Genomic DNA, 16,084 nt, shown 5'->3' on the forward strand with positions numbered 1-16,084 from the left:
TATGCTTTTAGCATGTGCTTCAAGTTTTTGTTTTATATTAATTTTAGGAATTATTTGGATGAAAATTGCCGTTGCAGGAACCGGCTATGTGGGGCTTTCCAATGCGATGTTGTTAGCGCAGCACCACGAAGTGGTCGCGGTGGATATCGTCCCCGAGAAAGTAGCGCTGTTGAACAATCGCCTTTCTCCGATTGAGGATGCTGAAATAGCGGCTTTTTTAAATCGTACTGACCTGACTTTTACTGCGACGCTGGATGCCGAGCAGGCTTACGCTGGCGCGCAGTTCGTGATTATTGCCACTCCCACTGATTACGATCCTCAAACCAACTATTTCAATACTAAAAGCGTTGAAGCTGTTATTGAGCAGGTCATGCAGATTAACCCTGAGGCGGTGATGGTCATAAAATCCACCGTGCCAGTGGGGTACACCAAAGGTGCCGCTGAACGCTTTAACACGCAAAACCTTATTTTCTCGCCTGAATTCTTACGGGAAGGAAAGGCGCTTTACGATAATCTTTACCCTTCACGCATTATTGTCGGGGAGCGTTCCGAGCGGGGTGAGACCTTTGCTGAACTCCTCAAGCAGGGGGCGATTGCCGAAGAAATAGAGGTATTGTTGACGAACAGCACCGAGGCCGAGGCAATCAAGCTGTTTGCGAATACGTATCTGGCAATGCGGGTCGCTTACTTTAATGAATTAGATACCTATGCGGAAACCCATGGTCTTGATGCCAAGCAGATCATTCAAGGCGTTGGCCTAGACCCGCGTATTGGTAAGCACTACAACAACCCCAGCTTTGGGTATGGCGGCTATTGCCTGCCGAAGGATACCAAGCAACTGCTCGCCAACTATGCTGATGTGCCGAGTAATATGGTTCAGGCAATTGTAGATGCCAACCGCACGCGTAAAGACTTTATTGCCGAGTCCGTACTGCGCCGCAATCCGACTGTGGTTGGGGTTTACCGTCTCATCATGAAAACGGGCTCGGATAACTTCCGCGCCAGTGCCATGCAAGGTGTTATGAAGCGCATCAAAGCGAAAGGTGTGGAAGTGGTCGTTTACGAGCCGGTGTTGGAAGAAGATAAATTCTTTGGCTCAACCGTTATGCGCGATTTAGCGGCGTTTAAAGACAAGTGTGATGTCATCCTGGCTAATCGCATGGTCACTGAGCTTAGCGATGTGGAATCCAAGGTATACACCCGCGATTTGTTTGGCAGTGATTGAGAAGGTGGCTTTACGCTCGCTCAGCTCGCGTTCTTCGTTACCACGCGCTACGGTTTGGCTTCGGTGGCGTGATGACGTGCCATGGCCATGTGCACACATCCTTGGAATCCCCACCCTCATGTGCATGCGAGATTTAGTAGCGCGTGGTAAGCGAAGCGCACCCGCGGAAGCAGCGCGAAGCGGTGCCGGGGTTGGCCTGTGTAGGCGATGATGGTTCGGTGCCATTGGGCGTCGTTCCGCCGCCACCCGCGGGTGCCTCGAAACGCTCGCTGAGCTCGCTTTCTCGTTACCACGCGCTACGACAATCACTCTATTCCGGTGGCATCCCCGCTTTCATGTGCACGCGAGATTTAGTAGCGCGTGGTAAGCGAAGCGCACCCGCGGATGCATCGCGCAGCGGTGCCGGGTTTGGCCCGTGTAGGCGATGATGGTTCGGAGCCATTGGGCGTCGTTCCGCCGCCTCCCGCGGGTGCCTCGAAACGCTCGCTGAACTCGCTTTCTCGTTACCCCGCGCTACGGGGGCAATCACTCGATTCCGGTGGCATCCCCACCTCAATGTGCATGCGAGATTTAGTAGCGCGTGGTAAGCGAAGCGCACCCGCGGAAGCAGCGCGAAGCGGTGCCGGGGTTGGCCTGTGTAGGCGATGATGGTTCGGAGCCATTGGGCGTCGTCCCGACGCCTCCCGCGGGTGCCTCGAAACGCTCGCTGAACTCGCTTTCTCGTTACCACGCGCTACGACAATCACTCGATTCCGGTGGCATCCCCACCTTCATGTGCATGCGAGATCTAGTAGCGCGTGGTAAGCGAAGCGCACCCGCGGGAGCAGCGCGCAGCTGGCCCGCGTAGGTGATGATGGTTCGGTGCCATTGGGCGTCGTTCCGCCGCCTCCCGCGGGTGCCTCGAAACGCTCGCTGAACTCGCTTTCTCGTTACCCCGCGCTACGGGGGCAATCACTCGATTCCGGTGGCATCCCCACCTCAATGTGCATGCGAGATTTAGTAGCGCGTGGTAAGCGAAGCGCACCCGCGAAAGCATCGCGAAGCGGTGCCGGGGTTGACCTGTGTAGGCGATGATGGTTGGGTGCCACCGGGCGTCGTCCCGACGCCTCCCGCGGGTGCCTCGAAACGCTCGCTGAATTCGCTTTCTCGTTACCTCGCGCTACGACAATCGCTCGATTCCGGTGGCACCCCACCTTCATGTGCATGCGAGATCTAGTAGCGCGTGGTAAGCGAAGCGCACCCGCGGATGCATCGCGCAGCGGTGCCGGGGTTGGTGAGATGGTGATGTTGAAGCAATAATGTAGTTGGCTGTGAATGTGTTGGAGAGCCGTATTCGCTTAGGCTTATAAGTGACGATGTGCAAGGGGGTTGGTATGCTTCTAGCATCACTGCAAGAGATAATGAAGTGCCAACTCTACTTAATGAAAAAGGTTTCAAATTCTTTTTCTATGCAAATGAACATCCTCCGCCACATGTGCATGTGATGAAGGCAGGAGGCTGGGCTAAAATTGAGACTGAGACTAGTGTGGTAATTTATTCGTCACTAAAGAAACAGGAGCTCAAGGAGTGTCTTGAGCTAGTAAGTTTGCATAGACAGGAATTTTTGGAGGTGTGGAATGACTGGTTTATCAGGTAAAGAAGTCCATTTTGACGACCATTATCTTCATGTCGAATTGAGTGATGGGCGGCGCATTTCAACGCCTATGAGCTGGTATCCAGAACTTGAGCAGGCCTCTGTGAAGGTCTTGCGGCATTACCTGTTTATTTGTGACGCCACCGGTATTGAATGGCCGGATATTGATTACCACTTGAGCATTGCTGCAATGCTGGAAACTCACTCTCAAAAGGTAGCGTAGAGCGAAGCGGTGCCGGGGTTGGCCCATGTAGGAAGGTTGGGGTGCCACTGGGCGTCGTTCCGCCGCCACCCGCGGGTGCCTCGAAACGCTCGCTGAACTCGCTTTCTCGTTACCACGCGCTACGACAGTCACTCGATTCCGGTGGCATCCCCACCTCAATGTGCATGCGAGATTTAGTAGCGCGTGGTAAGCGAAGCGCACCCGCGGAAGCAGCGCGAAGCGGTGCCGGGGTTGGCCTGTGTAGGCGATGATGGTTGGGTGCCACCGGGCGTCGTCCCGCCGCCTCCCGCGGGTGCCTCGAAACGCTCGCTGAGCTCGCTTTCTCGTTACCACGCGCTACGACAATCACTCGATTCCGGTGGCATCCCCACCTCAATGTGCATGCGAGATTTAGTAGCGCGTGGTAAGCGAAGCGCACCCGCGAAAGCAGCGCGAAGCGGTGCCGGGTTTGGCCCGTGTAGGCGATGATGGTTCGGTGCTATTGGGCGTCGTTCCGACGCCTCCCGCGGGTGCCTCGAAACGCTCGCTGAACTCGCTTGCTCGTTACCACGCGCTACGACAATCACTCAATTCCGGTGGAATCCTCACCTCAATGTGCATGCGAGATTTAGTAGCGCGTGGTAAGCGAAGCGCACCCGCGGAAGCAGCGCGAAGCGGTGCCGGAGTTTTCGCCATCACTCCCAATCCATTTCGGCGACATCGGGAGCTTGTTGGGTGCCCCAGTCGGGGGTGTACCAGCCTTTTTGTACGCATTGTTGAAAGCTTGACCATTCCCAGTCGCGGGGCGCTCTAGACCAGCCGTGTTTGACGGGGTTGTAATGGATGTAATCCATATGGCGTTGCCAGTCGTTTTCATCACGAATGACGTGTTCCCAGAAGCCGCGCTGCCAGGCGTTATGGGTACCGGGCGGGAAGAAGAATTCCTGTGAGGCGTATTTTTTGATATCCCGCCAGCGTGAGGAGTAGTCCGCGTCGCCTTCAGGCAGTCTCCAGAGGCAGTGGAGGTGGTCGGGGAGAAGTACGAACGCATCCATTACGAAGGGGCGCTCTTCTCGAACTGTGCGGAAGGCACGACCAAGGGCTTCAATATTGAGACGATCCGCCAACAGGGGTTGTCGTGCGTAGGTGACGACTGTAAAAAAGTAGCAGCCGCCAGGAACATGCGCGCGTCGATAGGTTGCCACCCGTGCCTCCATGCAAAATAATTGGGTTATGAAGGCCCATTGTAGCGCATTGTTATTGGCTGTGTGGGGAGCTACGACTTGCTTAAAGTAGCGAGTGGTACTTCAAGGTGCTGTGGCCGGTTGAGCACGTTGAGCAGGACGATGGCGCGCTCTTCGCCTTTAAGGCGGGTGAAGATGGCTTCCAGGTCTTTGAAGGGGCCGTCGGTGATGGTGACTTTCTCGCCAGCGCTGAAGTAGGTGTGAATCCCTTCCTTGCTGTGCGGCTGAGCGCGTAGGGTCTCGACAAGCTGTGAGGGCACGGCGACGGGCCTGTCACCGAAGGTCAGCAGGCGTAGCACCCCGCGAGTAGAGCGAATCGGACGCCAGTTGCTGACCAACTGATCCAAACAGATAAACAGGTAGTAGGGGAAGAGCGGCTCGGTCACCGTGGTGAGCTTTCCCTGGCGCTTGCGTTGGCTCTTCAGGACAGGGTGAAATACCTCATAACCTTGGTTGGCGAGGTGTTCGGCAGCGCGAAATGATTCGCCCCCTTTGCACTGAATAACGTACCAGGCGGGCGTTGCTGCGCCCTCCTGGTCATTGTAAACATCCATGCCATCATCCTTGCGTCTGGAAAAGCGTTACAAAATTATGGCAGCAGCGCGGTGAGTGCATCAAGCGTTTGGTCAATGTGCGCCTGGGTATGCTCACAGGAGAGAAAGAAGCGCAGCCGTGCGCTTTTTTCGGGTACCGCTGGGTGCAGAATCGGCTGTACGTTGATGTGCTGTTCTAACAATGCGTTAGAAAGCCGGGCAGCCGCCGCGGAGCTGCCAATAATCACCGGTACGACCGCGGCACCGATGCTTTTGCCGGTATCCAAGCCGCGGGCAGTGGCCTGTTCAAGAAAGTAGCGCGAAACAGCATGCAGGCGCTGAACCCGTTCGGGTTCTTGCTGCATCAGCTGCAGCGCGGCTAGCGAGGGGGCGGCGACTTGGGCGGGCATGCCCACGCTGTAGAGAAAGCCGGGGGCCAGGTAGCGTAGTGTTTCCACCAGCGGCTTGCTGCCTGCGATATAGCCGCCGCAGCCTGCCATGGTTTTGCTCATGGTGCCCATCCAGATATCCACGTCGCGCGGGTCGATATCGAAATACTCGCGCAGCCCCAGGCCGGTGTCGCCCATGACCCCAAAGGAGTGGGCTTCATCGACCATCAGCCAGGCTTGATAGCGTTGCTTCAGTTCGATAAAACGCGGCAGCTCAGGGATGTCGCCATCCATGCTGTAGAGCCCTTCGATTACCACCAGCACGCGTTCAAACTGATGCCGATGCCGGGCCAGCAGTGCTTCCAGCGCGCCGGTGTCGTTATGGCTAAACGACATGCGCTTGGCGCCGGAAAGCTGCGCGCCAACCAACGAGCTGTTATGGATATACTCGTCGTGGAGCACTAAATCTTTAGGGCCCAGCAGGTGTCCCAGCGTGGAGACATTGGTGGCGTGACCGCTCACAAATACCACTGCATCTTCAACGTCGTAGGCAGTGGCCAGGGCCTGCTCCAGCTCTTGGTGGATAGGCCGTTCGCCGGAGACCACGCGGCTGGCGGAAACCGAGGTGCCGTAACGCGCCACGGCATCGCAGGCGGCTTGATTAATGCGCGGGTCGCCTGAGAAGCCGAGGTAGTTGTAGCTGGCAAAGTTGATGCAGGTCTGCCCATTGATCACGCTGGTCGCCCCGGCGGTGCCTTCGTGGACCTTGAAGAATGGGTCGACCAGGCCCAGCTGATCGGCGGCCTGGCGCATCATGGCGATTTGCTGATAGCCCGGCTGGGCATCAAAGCGCGTGAAGCGCTCGGGCACCGTGCGTTGTTCTCCGCCTTGCCCATTGGAAGAGGGCGTGGCGCTGGCAGCACGCGGCGTAGTACGCCGGCGTGCTTGTTCCAACAATTGCTGTTTCAGTTCAGAGCGCTTGGCGGTCATGGAGTCTCAGTCGCGGGTGATGAGGAAGCGGACGTAGGCTCAGTGGTGAACCCTTCAGGGCCTAAATCTTCAGTGCCATGTTGTGCGGCCAGTGAGGCTATCGCATCTTGCGGAGCGTCTTCAACATCGTCGTGCTGATGCATTTTCTGAATCAGCACGCCCGCCAGTTTGTCGAGTGTCGATGCTTCACTGAGCACCATCACTGACACCTGAACGCCCAAGCGGTTCTCGATAGCGGTCATTAGCTCAACGCCCATCAGGGAGTCGAAGCCCATATCGTAGACCGAGCGGTGAATATCGAGCTTCTCTTCATCAATCAGCAGAATGCTGGCCAGCTCGGCGCGCAGTAGATCGGTGACCGTGCTGTGCAGCTCCTCGGGTGAGAGGTCGGCGAGCAGGGCGCTGATGTCATCATCTGCATCCGCGCTGCCGTCGTCGTCGCTGGCGCGGGCAATTTCGTTAAAGCGCGGCGCTTCGGCAGTGGGTAGGAAGCGAGCAAGCGCGCCCCACTCTAGTTCCAGCACACCTAGGCTTGGCCCAGGGGCCAGCAGCATCTGCTCAAGCACTTTCAGCGCGTCATCCGAGCGTAGCGCGGAACCGCCCAGGCGCTCTTGCAGCGCATCACGGGTGCGGGTGTTACGAGCCAGGAAGCCGACATCCTCAATGGCGCCCCAGCGTACGCAGGTGGCTGGTAAACCCGCGGCACGGCGATTGGCGGCGAACGCTTCCAGCCAGTGGTTGGCGGCCACGTAGTTGGCCTGGCCGGGGTTGCCGAACAGGGTGGTGGCCGATGAGTAGAGCACGAAGAACTCCAGTTCCGCCTCGCGGGTGAGTGCGTCCAGGTGGCGGGCGCCATCGATTTTGGGCGCTAACACTTTCTGAATGCGCTCGGCATCCAGGTTGCGAATCAAACCGTCGTCGATCACCGTGGCGGCGTGCACAATGCCCCGCAGCGGTGCTAGTTCACCCTTGGCGCGCTCCAGCACATCGGCCAGCGCAGTGCGGTCGGTAATATCGCAGGCGACGGCGAGTACCGTAACGCCTTGCTGTTCAAACGACGCAATGGCTGCCTGAGCCTCTTCACTGGTGGGGCCGCTGCGGCTGAGCAGGATCAACTGCCGCGCGCCTTTCTCTACCAGCCACTGAGCAGTTCTTAACCCAAAGCCACCCAGGCCGCCGGTGACCAGGTAGCTGGCATCTGCGGAGAGCTGCATCGCTGCCGTGCCCAACACCTCGTTCTTGGGTGGCGCTATGGGTTGTTCATAGGTCACTACCACTTTGCCGATCTGGCGCGCCTGCTGCATATAGCGGAAGGCGTCGATTACCTGGGTGTGGCTAAACGAGGTAAACGGCAGCGGGCTTAAGGTACCGTCGTTAAATAGCGCCATCATCTCGCCAAACAGGCGTTGTGTCAGCGCAGGCTGCACCTTCATTAGCTGGTCGGAGTCGATACCGAAGTAGCTGAGGTTATTGCGGAACGGGCGCAGGCCAATATGAGTGTTTTCGTAGAAATCGCGTTTGCCCAGCTCCAGGAAGCGGCCGAACGGGCGCAGGGCGCGCAGGTTCTGGTTGATCGCTTCCCCGGCCAGGGAGTTGAGCACCACATCCACGCCTTCGCCCTGGGTGTCTTCCAGGATTTCTTCGGCGAAGGTGAGCGAGCGCGAGTCATAGAGTTGCTTGATGCCCATCAGACGCAGGAAGTCGCGCTTCTCTTCGGAGCCCACCGTGGCGTAAATTTCCGCTCCCAGCCACTGGGCGATTTGCAGCGCTGCAATGCCCACGCCGCCCGCGGCGCCGTGAATCAGGATTTTTTCGCCAGGTTCGACTCGCGCCAGATGCTTGAGCGCGTAGTAGACCGTGAAGAAGGTCGTCGGAATCGTCGCCGCGGCGGCAAAGCTAATGCCTTCCGGCAGTGCTGCAACGGCGTGCTGGTTGGCAATGACCTTGTCGCTAAAGCTGGCAGGGCCGAAGCCGACCACGGCTTGCCCAGGCGCCACGTGGGTGACGTTGCTGCCCACGGCCTTCACCACGCCTGAAAACTCAAGGCCGAGGGTAGGGCCGGCGAAGCCGTTCTCTATCGCTTCATCGGAGAGCAAACCCAGGGTGTACATCACATCGCGGAAGTTAAGCCCGGTGGCCTTAACACTGATTTCCACCTCGTCGGCACTGACTTGTGGCAACGGGCGCGGGCGCCAGGTTAATTGGCGCAGCTGGCCGGGCATGGCAAAGCCCAGTGACATCGCCTGATGCGGCTGCTTAGTCTGCTCATTAGTTTGCCCTTCCGCAGCTGGGTGCGGCGCGGGCAGGGTGCGCAGCCTCGTCGCAAAGCGATGGCCCTGGTTATCGATCAGCGCTTCGTTTTCGCTATCTGGTTGAGTCAGTAGGGTGGCCCAGGCGTGTAACGCAGGCTCGCTGACCGCTGCAGGTATATCCAGTAGATAGACGCTATGGCCGACGGCTTCGTTGGCTAGCGAGCGGCCAAAACCCCACAGCACGGCATCGCCAGGGGCGTCTGTCGCGCTGGCGGGTGACGTTGTCTGCCATAGAGCGCTTACCCCGTTGGTCACCAACCACAAAGAGGCAGCAAACGAGTGCTGCTCTAAGGCTAGCGTCCACTGCAAAGCGTGATTACAGCGGGCGGTTTGCGCTTCAGTGCTATTCGCGCCCAAACCACGCAGGTCAATCACATTGAGGGTTAGCTCGCCCTGATTATCAGGTGCGGCTTGGGCCATTTCAGGTTGAGCCAATGCAGGTTGAGACAGTGCATGAGCCAGCAGCTCAGCAGGCGCACTCTGGCTAACGCTGAGCAGCGCGGAAGCGCCTTGCGATTGCAGTGCCTCGACCAGATTGGCCGCCAGCGCTTCACTGTTGTGGTCGGCGACCACCAAGTGACGCCGTTGGGCCGTATTGGACTCGTCGTCTGCCGCTGCTAACGGGTAGTGGGCGTGGAGCAGGTAGGCGCCGCTGTCGCTCTCTTCCAGCGCCATCGGCGCGGAGACCACAAAGCCTTGGTCGTTTAGCCAGCTAATGAGCGTATCTTGCTCCAAGGCGGTTTGATCGATGCCGGGCGTGGCCAGCAGATCATCCAGCCAGCGACTTGGGGCGATACCAATCAGCATGACCTGGGCGCCAGGGGCGAGTTGCTCAGGTAATGCTTCGATTAACTGACGCGTGGCGGCCGGGTGGGTGATATCCACGCTTACAAACGCCAATTGAGCCTTTTCAACACCGATGGGGGCGGTTAGCGCAGCAACCTCGTTTTGGCCAAGGTGCTGCATATCCATCAGCGGGAAACGCTCTTGCAGCTGTTCTGCCTGATGGCGCGTGCTGTCGAGGGTGGTGATCACGCGGTAATGGGTAAGGTCGTGATACAGCGCTTGAGCGCTGCGTTCCAGTAGGCGTTCGCCCAACGCTGGCGCGCTGGGGCCTGCTTCGAGCAGTTGCAAACGCTGCCCGGCGGGGAGCTCTGCGATTAGCGCATCTATTAACTCGGCTAACTCGCCTGCCAACGCTTGCCAGCCGCTTTCGCCCACTAACACACGGTTTAATCGCGCCAAGTGGTCGTGGCTAATGCCCAGGGTTTCCAGGTCACTTGTGCCGCTACGCAGCGCCTGTTGGTGAAGCCCTAATCGGCCCACCAGGTGAATGGGCGCAAAGTAGTCGGGGTAGTCTTGCACCAGCAGTTGCCAGATAACGTCCGGCGAGTGCTGTGCTTCTTCGCTATCGACGCCGAGACCCTGCTGAGCAAAGGCTTCGCTAAGGCTATCGAGCAGAGGGGCGACTTCGTTGCCGTAACGCTGGCCGGTGCTTTCGCCGTAAACGCTGGCGATATCTGCAAGACGAGCAAGCGCATCGGCAGGTAGTGCCAGCGGTTCTGCGTGTAGCGGCGCCGGCGTCAGTTCAACATCCAAATAGCTGAAGTGCTGATGATGGGCGCGGTTGAGTCGAATCGCTTTGAAGCGGGTTTTGCTCAGTACTGCAACGGCGTTACCGGCGGCGTCATACAGCTCGAAATCGGCGGTAAAGGAGTGCGGTGCGCGTTTACCCATCACGGCGCGGGCGAGAACCGGCACGCCTGCCTGGGCATTCACTTGAATACGTTCCACGCGAACCGGCACAAAGGCGAGCTGGGTGGCAAACTCACTATGTTGCGCGAGCAGTGGGATAAACATCTGGAAGGCACTATCCAGAATGCCGGGGTGCACGTGCAATGTGCTGAGCTGCGCCTGGACTTCATCCGACAGGGCTATTTCACCAATCACTGCATCGCCGTCAATCCAGCCCCTGGAGATAGCCTGAAAGGCAGGGCCATAGTGAAGGCCAATACGCTCAGCCATCTGCAGGTGATCTTCCAGCGTGTAGTCCGGGGCACGAGTAGGCATCACCGGCGCTGTGCGGTTGAGCAGGAAACCACGGCTTTCACGCATGGTGCGGGCCACGGCATTCAACTGCCACTCTACCCCGGTGGCAGGTTCGCGGGAGTGGATCTCCAGGCGGCCATCTTCCGGTAGGTAGCTAAGCCGCATGGTGCGGCCATAGGGGCCGTCCAGCAGCAGCGGGGCACGGATTTCCAACTCTTCGAGATCCAGCAACGGGCTGTCTTTTAGCTGCAGCGCCGCCGCCAGCGTCAGTTCCACAAAACCGGCACCGGGGAACACCGCGCCTTCGCCCACCACATGGTCGGCCAACCAGGGCTGGCGTTGGGTGTCGAGCTGGCTCTCCCAGGTGTGTTCGTGCTGCGCTAACGGGTAGCCCAGCAGTGGGTGCTGATAATAGCGTGACAGCAGGCCTTGGCCGTCATTGGTGCCGTGTACCCAATGGTGGCTGCGCTGCCAGGCATAGCGCGGTAGCGGCACACGCTGACCGACCACCGGGAAGTGGCTGCTAGTCAGGTTAAGACCACTCAGCAGTAGTTGGCTTAGGCTACGTTGCAAACCTTCAAGGCCGGGCTTGTGGCGCTCAATGGTGCCGAATACCAACCCTGGTCGCTCCAGTTGGCGCAGTGACTCATTGAGGTAGCGGCGTAGAATGGGGTGGGCGCCAATCTCTACAAAGACGTTATTGCCTTGTTCGATCAGCGCGCTAGCGACGGCTTCAAACAGCACCGGCTCACGAATGTTTTTCCACCAGTAGGTGGCATCCAGCTCAAGCCCGTCACTCAGCTTACCGGTAACGGTGGAGTAGTAGGGAATCTGCGTGGCACTCGGGGTAATATCGGCCAGCGCGTCAATGACCCCAGCTTGGATGCTGTCCATCGCGGGGCTGTGGAAGGCGTAGTCCAGGGGCAGGCGTTTGGCAAAAACATCCTGCTCGCCTAGGGCGGCTTCCAAAGCGCTTAGCTGTTGGCTATCTCCCGCCAGCGTAATGCCTTTCGGGCTGTTAATACCTGCCAGGCATACCTGATTGAACTCGGGCTTTTCTAGCCACGCGGCGATGTCGTCAGCGCTCATGGCCACCGCGGTCATTTCGCCAAGGCCACGGGTTTTACCCTGGTAGTCGCTGCGGTAGTAAATCACTTTGACCGCATCTTCCAGACTCAACGCACCGCAGGCCCAGGCGGCGGCCACTTCACCTACGCTGTGACCGAATACTGCCGTGGGCGTAATGCCTTGGTCGTGCAGCCACTCAGTTAATGCCACCTGCAGTGCAAACAGCGCTGGCTGGGCGATTTCAGTTAGCGGGAAACGGTTCTCCCCATTGCGGCCTTCCAGTTCGGCGCGTAACGAGAAATCCCCGTGCTGCTGAAAGAGTGCGTCGACTCGATCAATCGCCGCGGCGAAAACCGGCGAATCGCTGAGCAGATCGTGCCCCATGGTTTCCCACTGGCAGCCGTTGCCATCATAAACAAACACTGGGCCTACTGCGTCGGGCAAGCGCTCGAGTGTGGTAACGCTGTTGGTTTCACCCGCGGCAAACTCGCTGAGTTGCGTGGCGGCTTCTTCAGCCGTTTGTGCAAACAGCAGTGCGCCATGGCTATGCCGGTCACGGTGGTGGAACAGCGTATAAGCGATGTCATACAGGCTGATGTCGCTACTTTCGCGTAAGTCGTTCTCGCGCAGGTAGTTGGCGAGCGTTTCGGCGCTTTGGCTGAGCGCGGCTTCACTGCGGGCGCTAAGGTGAATCGGTAGCGGTGAGTCTGGCGCCTGCGTTTCAGGTTTGACCCGTTCAGGCGGGCTTTCCAAAATAACGTGGGCGTTGGCCCCGCCAAACCCAAAGGAGTTCACGCCGATAACCAGACGGCCTTGTTTTTTCAGCGGCTGGCCTTTGGTGACCACTGAGATGTTCCACTCATCAAACTTAATGCGCGGATTGAGTTTGCGGATGCCAATCGTGGCCGGGACTTCGCGGTGCTGAATGCTGTAGAGCGCCTTGGCCAGACCCGCTACGCCGGAAGCGGTTTCCAGGTGGCCCAGGTTGCTCTTTACCGAGCCAATCAGCAGCGGCGTTTTGCGCTGCTGGCCGAGTGCTTCACCAATCGCACGGGTTTCAATCGGGTCGCCAACGGCGGTGCCGGTGCCGTGGGCTTCCAGGTAGTCGATTTCATCCGGCGAGATGCCCGCCTGTTCATAGGCGCGCTTCATTAGATCAATTTGGGCGCTTGGGTTAGGCACCGTTAGGCCAGATTTGTGACCGTCTGTGTTCACCGCGGAGCCTGCTACTACGGCAATAATATTGTCGCCGTCGGCTACCGCTTGGTCGTAATCCTTAAGCAGGAAAATGCCACCGCCTTCCGAGCGCACATAGCCGTTACCCGCTTCATCGAATACCTGACAGCGGCCAGTGGGTGAAAGCATGCTGGCTTTAGAGAAGATGATAAAGCCATAGGGGTGCAGGTGCAGGCTGATGCCGCCCGCCAGCGCCATACTGGTTTCGCCACTGCGAATCGATTGGCAGGCCTGGTGAAAGGCCACCATGGAGGACGAGCAGGCAGTATCCAGCGACATGCTGGGGCCGTGCAGGTCAAACACGTAAGACAATCGATTCGAGGCGATGCTGGAGGTGTTGCCAGTAGCGGTGGAGGCATCAATCGCTGCCATATCGTCCGCGATGCGATAAGAGTAGTCGAGGCTGGCCACGCCCAAAAATACCCCGCACTGGCTGCCGCGCAGGGAGCTGGGCAGAATGCTGGCATCTTCCATGGCTTCCCAGGCGAGCTCTAGAAGCATGCGCTGCTGAGGATCCATATTGGCCGCTTCACGAGGCGAAATACCAAAAAACTCAGCGTCAAACCCGCTGATATCGCCCAGGCTACCGGCGGCAAAGGTCACGCTGGTACCCGGGTGGCGCTTATCCGGGTGCATAAAAACGTCGTGGCTCCAGCGGTCAGCGGCCACTTCAGTCACTAAATCTTTTTCGGCTTGCAGATCCTGCCAGAACGTTTCAGGGGTGGTGCCGGGGAAACGATGGGCGGCGCCGATGATGGCAACGCGTTTAGTCATTCTTGCTCCTGAGGTTCTGGTTCTACCTTGATCACATCGCTACTTATATCGTGTCCAAACACCTGTTTGAATAACTGGACACCAAGTTCGTTTGCGGCTAGCTCAAATGGCTCGTAAGCGTTTGCTGCCCCTACCCCTGCTGTTACCCAACTCTCTGTTGACCATACCATGTAGGGAGTGCGGCCATCAGGCGGCGTGAAGTGTGCATACGCCTCAGGAAGAATGGGAACATGATCCCCATACCAGCCTAGCAGGCCCGGTCGCTTTGCAGTATTCAGCGAATTTTTAACGCTTACCAACATCTTGTCGGATTCACTCAAATGCTGCAAATAGACCGCTAAGTCACGCAGATGATCGGGTAACGGCCAAGGAGCGCCGGGCAGCGTATCGGCTAACGTTGCTTGGTTCGGTGCTTCTAAATGTAGCGGGCCGTGATTTTCCATGGTGATAACAAATACAAATAGCGGTCTATTATCGTCATCTTCAAGCAGCCGTCCAATTTTTCGTGCCACTGCCTGGTCACTAACGTATTGACCGTTTTTGTCGCTGCTCTGGAAGGCATTGATATCTATAAAGTGGTCAAAGCCTAATTGGGGGATCACCTTGTGACGAAAATAGAAGCTCGCCAGGTACGGATGCACACAAACCGTGCGATAGCCTGCCGCTTTTAGCGCGCTCGCTAAACTGGGCATTGGATGGCGGGCAAGCGTGCGGTAAGGGTTGAACTGGCGAATGCCCCAGTGGTCGGGTGCAATGCCCGTTAATACCGCGCACTCGGTACGCACTGTATTGGCACCCCAGGCGGGCACGTTTAATGCGCCATGCAGGGTGGCGTTTGCGCGAGTGATGTCGAAATGGTGAAGCAGGCTGGCATCGACCTCTTCACACCAGGGCCGAGGGTCGAAAAACGATTCACTCTGCACCAGCACCACGTTGGGCAGTGGCTGTTTGCCCTGATGCGCGCTCGCTACCGGTGTTAAAGCGTGGAAGGGCGATTGCTCTGGCGTCGGAACGGGAGCGCGCATTAGCGCCACGCCGTAGGACCATAGGCTAGCGAAAAGCCCTAAACGGTGCATGTCGTCTATGGGCTGTAAGACGATGGCGGGCAGCCTGCGGACACTAACAGCAAGCAGCAGCGAGCCCAAGGCTATTAATCCCAGCGCATTGGTTAGAAAGCGGTTGGCGCCCTCGCTAGTGACCAGCGACCCTTCCCAGTAAAAGAATCCACCAATTGCCACTACGGCGGCGCTGCTGGCGGCAATCGCCAAACCTACGCCGAAAAAGGGCACGTAAAGGCGCGGGTGCAGGATAGCGTCCCAGAAGTATTCAAAGTCATGGCAGATAAACGGCTCGTTGAGCGTATGCGATTTGGCGTTGCTCGACTGTACTACGACTAGTTGCAGCGAGAGACACACCATCACCGCAAACCAGGGGCGCTGGAGTAACAATACCAGCAGCCCGAAAAGTAGAAGCCATGAGCCAAGGTGGACACTATTGGCCGCTACTCCACGCTGCCAAAATGGGCGCGGCCGAGGGCTAAGCAGGGCTTCAAACAGACCAATGATCAATAGCCCCACGAGTAGCGGCCATATCAGCGCGCTAATCATGGGGTGTGTCTCCTGAGTGGTTGAAGCCCAGTCGCTCGATCAACCATTGCGAAACCCCTGCGGGCAGTACCGCCAGCCACCAGGTGCCAAAATTAAGTGGGAAGGGGAAGCTGATGCGCGCACGGTTTGCGGCGATACCGCGTTTAATGACCTTGGCCGCGCGTTCGGGCGGCCACTCCCAGGGTTTGGGGCCGGGCATGGCCTCGCACATCGGTGAGGTAACATAGCCGGGCATAACCACCGTTACGCCAATGCCATGGGGCGCGAGTAGGCCACGCAACCCTTCGCCATAGGCTTTAATACCCGCCTTGCTGGCGCTATAGCTGGGGGTGGTCGGTAAACCGTGCCAGGCAGCAAGGGAGCTAATCAGCACCAGCTGGCCGCTGCCGCGGGTCTGCATGGCTGGCACTAGGTGTTGCACCATGGCGATGGGGGTTTTCAGGTTGATATCCAACAGCGCCTGCACGTCTGCCCAGGGCTCTAAGATATCAGGCCCTTGGGGGTGGGTGTTTTTGCCCGCATTGGCAATCAAAATGTCCGGTACCTGTTGGGCGCAGACTTCGGCTAGCCAGCTTTTCAGGGCGTGGTCATCGGTTAGATTGATGGTTGAGAGAGTGACCTGGGCACCTTTTTGGCGGCAAGTGGTGGCAAGCGCCTCTAGCTTCTCCTGCTGGCGTCCGTGCAATACCAGGTGGGTGCTGGGATCGGCATAGGCGTTTGCCAAGGCGCCCCCAATCGCGCCGGTGGCGCCAGTGATCAGCACGCAGCGTGAGTGTAGAGATGGGCTCACAGCCTCTTTTGCAGCTTCTTTCACAACAACGT

Annotated in this window: 10 protein-coding genes; 4 read left to right on the forward strand and 6 right to left on the reverse strand. The window is 58.2% G+C overall.

What is annotated here, in order from left to right; all coding sequences use genetic code 11:
• The first annotated feature begins 58 nt into the window (after window positions 1-58).
• The 4 genes from YERSI8AC_RS08355 to YERSI8AC_RS08370 all read left to right on the forward strand — a co-directional run bounded on the left by YERSI8AC_RS08355 (window position 59) and on the right by YERSI8AC_RS08370 (window position 3,081).
• Entirely contained in the window at window positions 59-1,225 is a 1,167-nt protein-coding gene (locus YERSI8AC_RS08355; protein WP_089691406.1) for a nucleotide sugar dehydrogenase, read from the forward strand.
• A 384-nt stretch (window positions 1,226-1,609) separates the two neighbouring features.
• Window positions 1,610-1,873, forward strand: a complete 264-nt coding sequence (locus tag YERSI8AC_RS08360; RefSeq protein WP_159176535.1) for a hypothetical protein — start codon at window positions 1,610-1,612, stop codon at window positions 1,871-1,873.
• An 835-nt stretch (window positions 1,874-2,708) separates the two neighbouring features.
• Complete coding sequence (locus YERSI8AC_RS08365; RefSeq protein ID WP_350340067.1) at window positions 2,709-2,861, forward strand: DUF4160 domain-containing protein; 153 nt, start codon at window positions 2,709-2,711, stop codon at window positions 2,859-2,861.
• Complete coding sequence (locus tag YERSI8AC_RS08370; RefSeq protein WP_022524100.1) at window positions 2,842-3,081, forward strand: DUF2442 domain-containing protein; 240 nt, start codon at window positions 2,842-2,844, stop codon at window positions 3,079-3,081. The genes YERSI8AC_RS08365 and YERSI8AC_RS08370 overlap by 20 nt, the downstream gene beginning before the upstream one ends.
• 674 nt (window positions 3,082-3,755) lie before the next feature.
• Here the strand turns inward: YERSI8AC_RS08370 and YERSI8AC_RS08375 are convergent.
• The 6 genes from YERSI8AC_RS08375 to YERSI8AC_RS08400 all read right to left on the reverse strand — a co-directional run bounded on the left by YERSI8AC_RS08375 (window position 3,756) and on the right by YERSI8AC_RS08400 (window position 16,052).
• Window positions 3,756-4,265 (reverse strand): REP-associated tyrosine transposase, encoded by a 510-nt coding sequence (locus YERSI8AC_RS08375; RefSeq protein ID WP_039860446.1) that lies wholly within the window; start codon window positions 4,263-4,265, stop codon window positions 3,756-3,758.
• 71 nt (window positions 4,266-4,336) lie between these two features.
• Window positions 4,337-4,858, reverse strand: a complete 522-nt coding sequence (rfaH, locus tag YERSI8AC_RS08380) for a transcription/translation regulatory transformer protein RfaH (RefSeq protein WP_089692020.1) — start codon at window positions 4,856-4,858, stop codon at window positions 4,337-4,339.
• Between the two features lie 35 nt (window positions 4,859-4,893).
• Window positions 4,894-6,216: an aminotransferase class I/II-fold pyridoxal phosphate-dependent enzyme gene (locus YERSI8AC_RS08385; RefSeq protein WP_159176536.1), complete on the reverse strand. Its 1,323-nt coding sequence runs from the start codon at window positions 6,214-6,216 to the stop codon at window positions 4,894-4,896.
• Window positions 6,213-13,655, reverse strand: a complete 7,443-nt coding sequence (locus tag YERSI8AC_RS08390) for a type I polyketide synthase (protein ID WP_159176537.1) — start codon at window positions 13,653-13,655, stop codon at window positions 6,213-6,215. The genes YERSI8AC_RS08385 and YERSI8AC_RS08390 overlap by 4 nt, the downstream gene beginning before the upstream one ends.
• Window positions 13,652-15,262 carry an LTA synthase family protein gene (locus YERSI8AC_RS08395; protein WP_159176538.1) on the reverse strand — a complete coding sequence of 537 codons (1,611 nt, stop codon included), beginning with the start codon at window positions 15,260-15,262 and terminating at the stop codon, window positions 13,652-13,654. Before YERSI8AC_RS08395 ends, YERSI8AC_RS08390 begins: the two co-directional genes overlap by 4 nt.
• Window positions 15,255-16,052, reverse strand: coding sequence for an SDR family NAD(P)-dependent oxidoreductase (locus tag YERSI8AC_RS08400; protein ID WP_053857258.1), 798 nt, complete (start codon window positions 16,050-16,052; stop codon window positions 15,255-15,257). The genes YERSI8AC_RS08395 and YERSI8AC_RS08400 overlap by 8 nt, the downstream gene beginning before the upstream one ends.
• Window positions 16,053-16,084 lie beyond the last annotated feature (32 nt).

This window comes from Halomonas sp. 113, from assembly GCF_904067645.1.
GTDB classification, from domain to species: Bacteria; Pseudomonadota; Gammaproteobacteria; order Pseudomonadales; family Halomonadaceae; genus Vreelandella; species Vreelandella titanicae.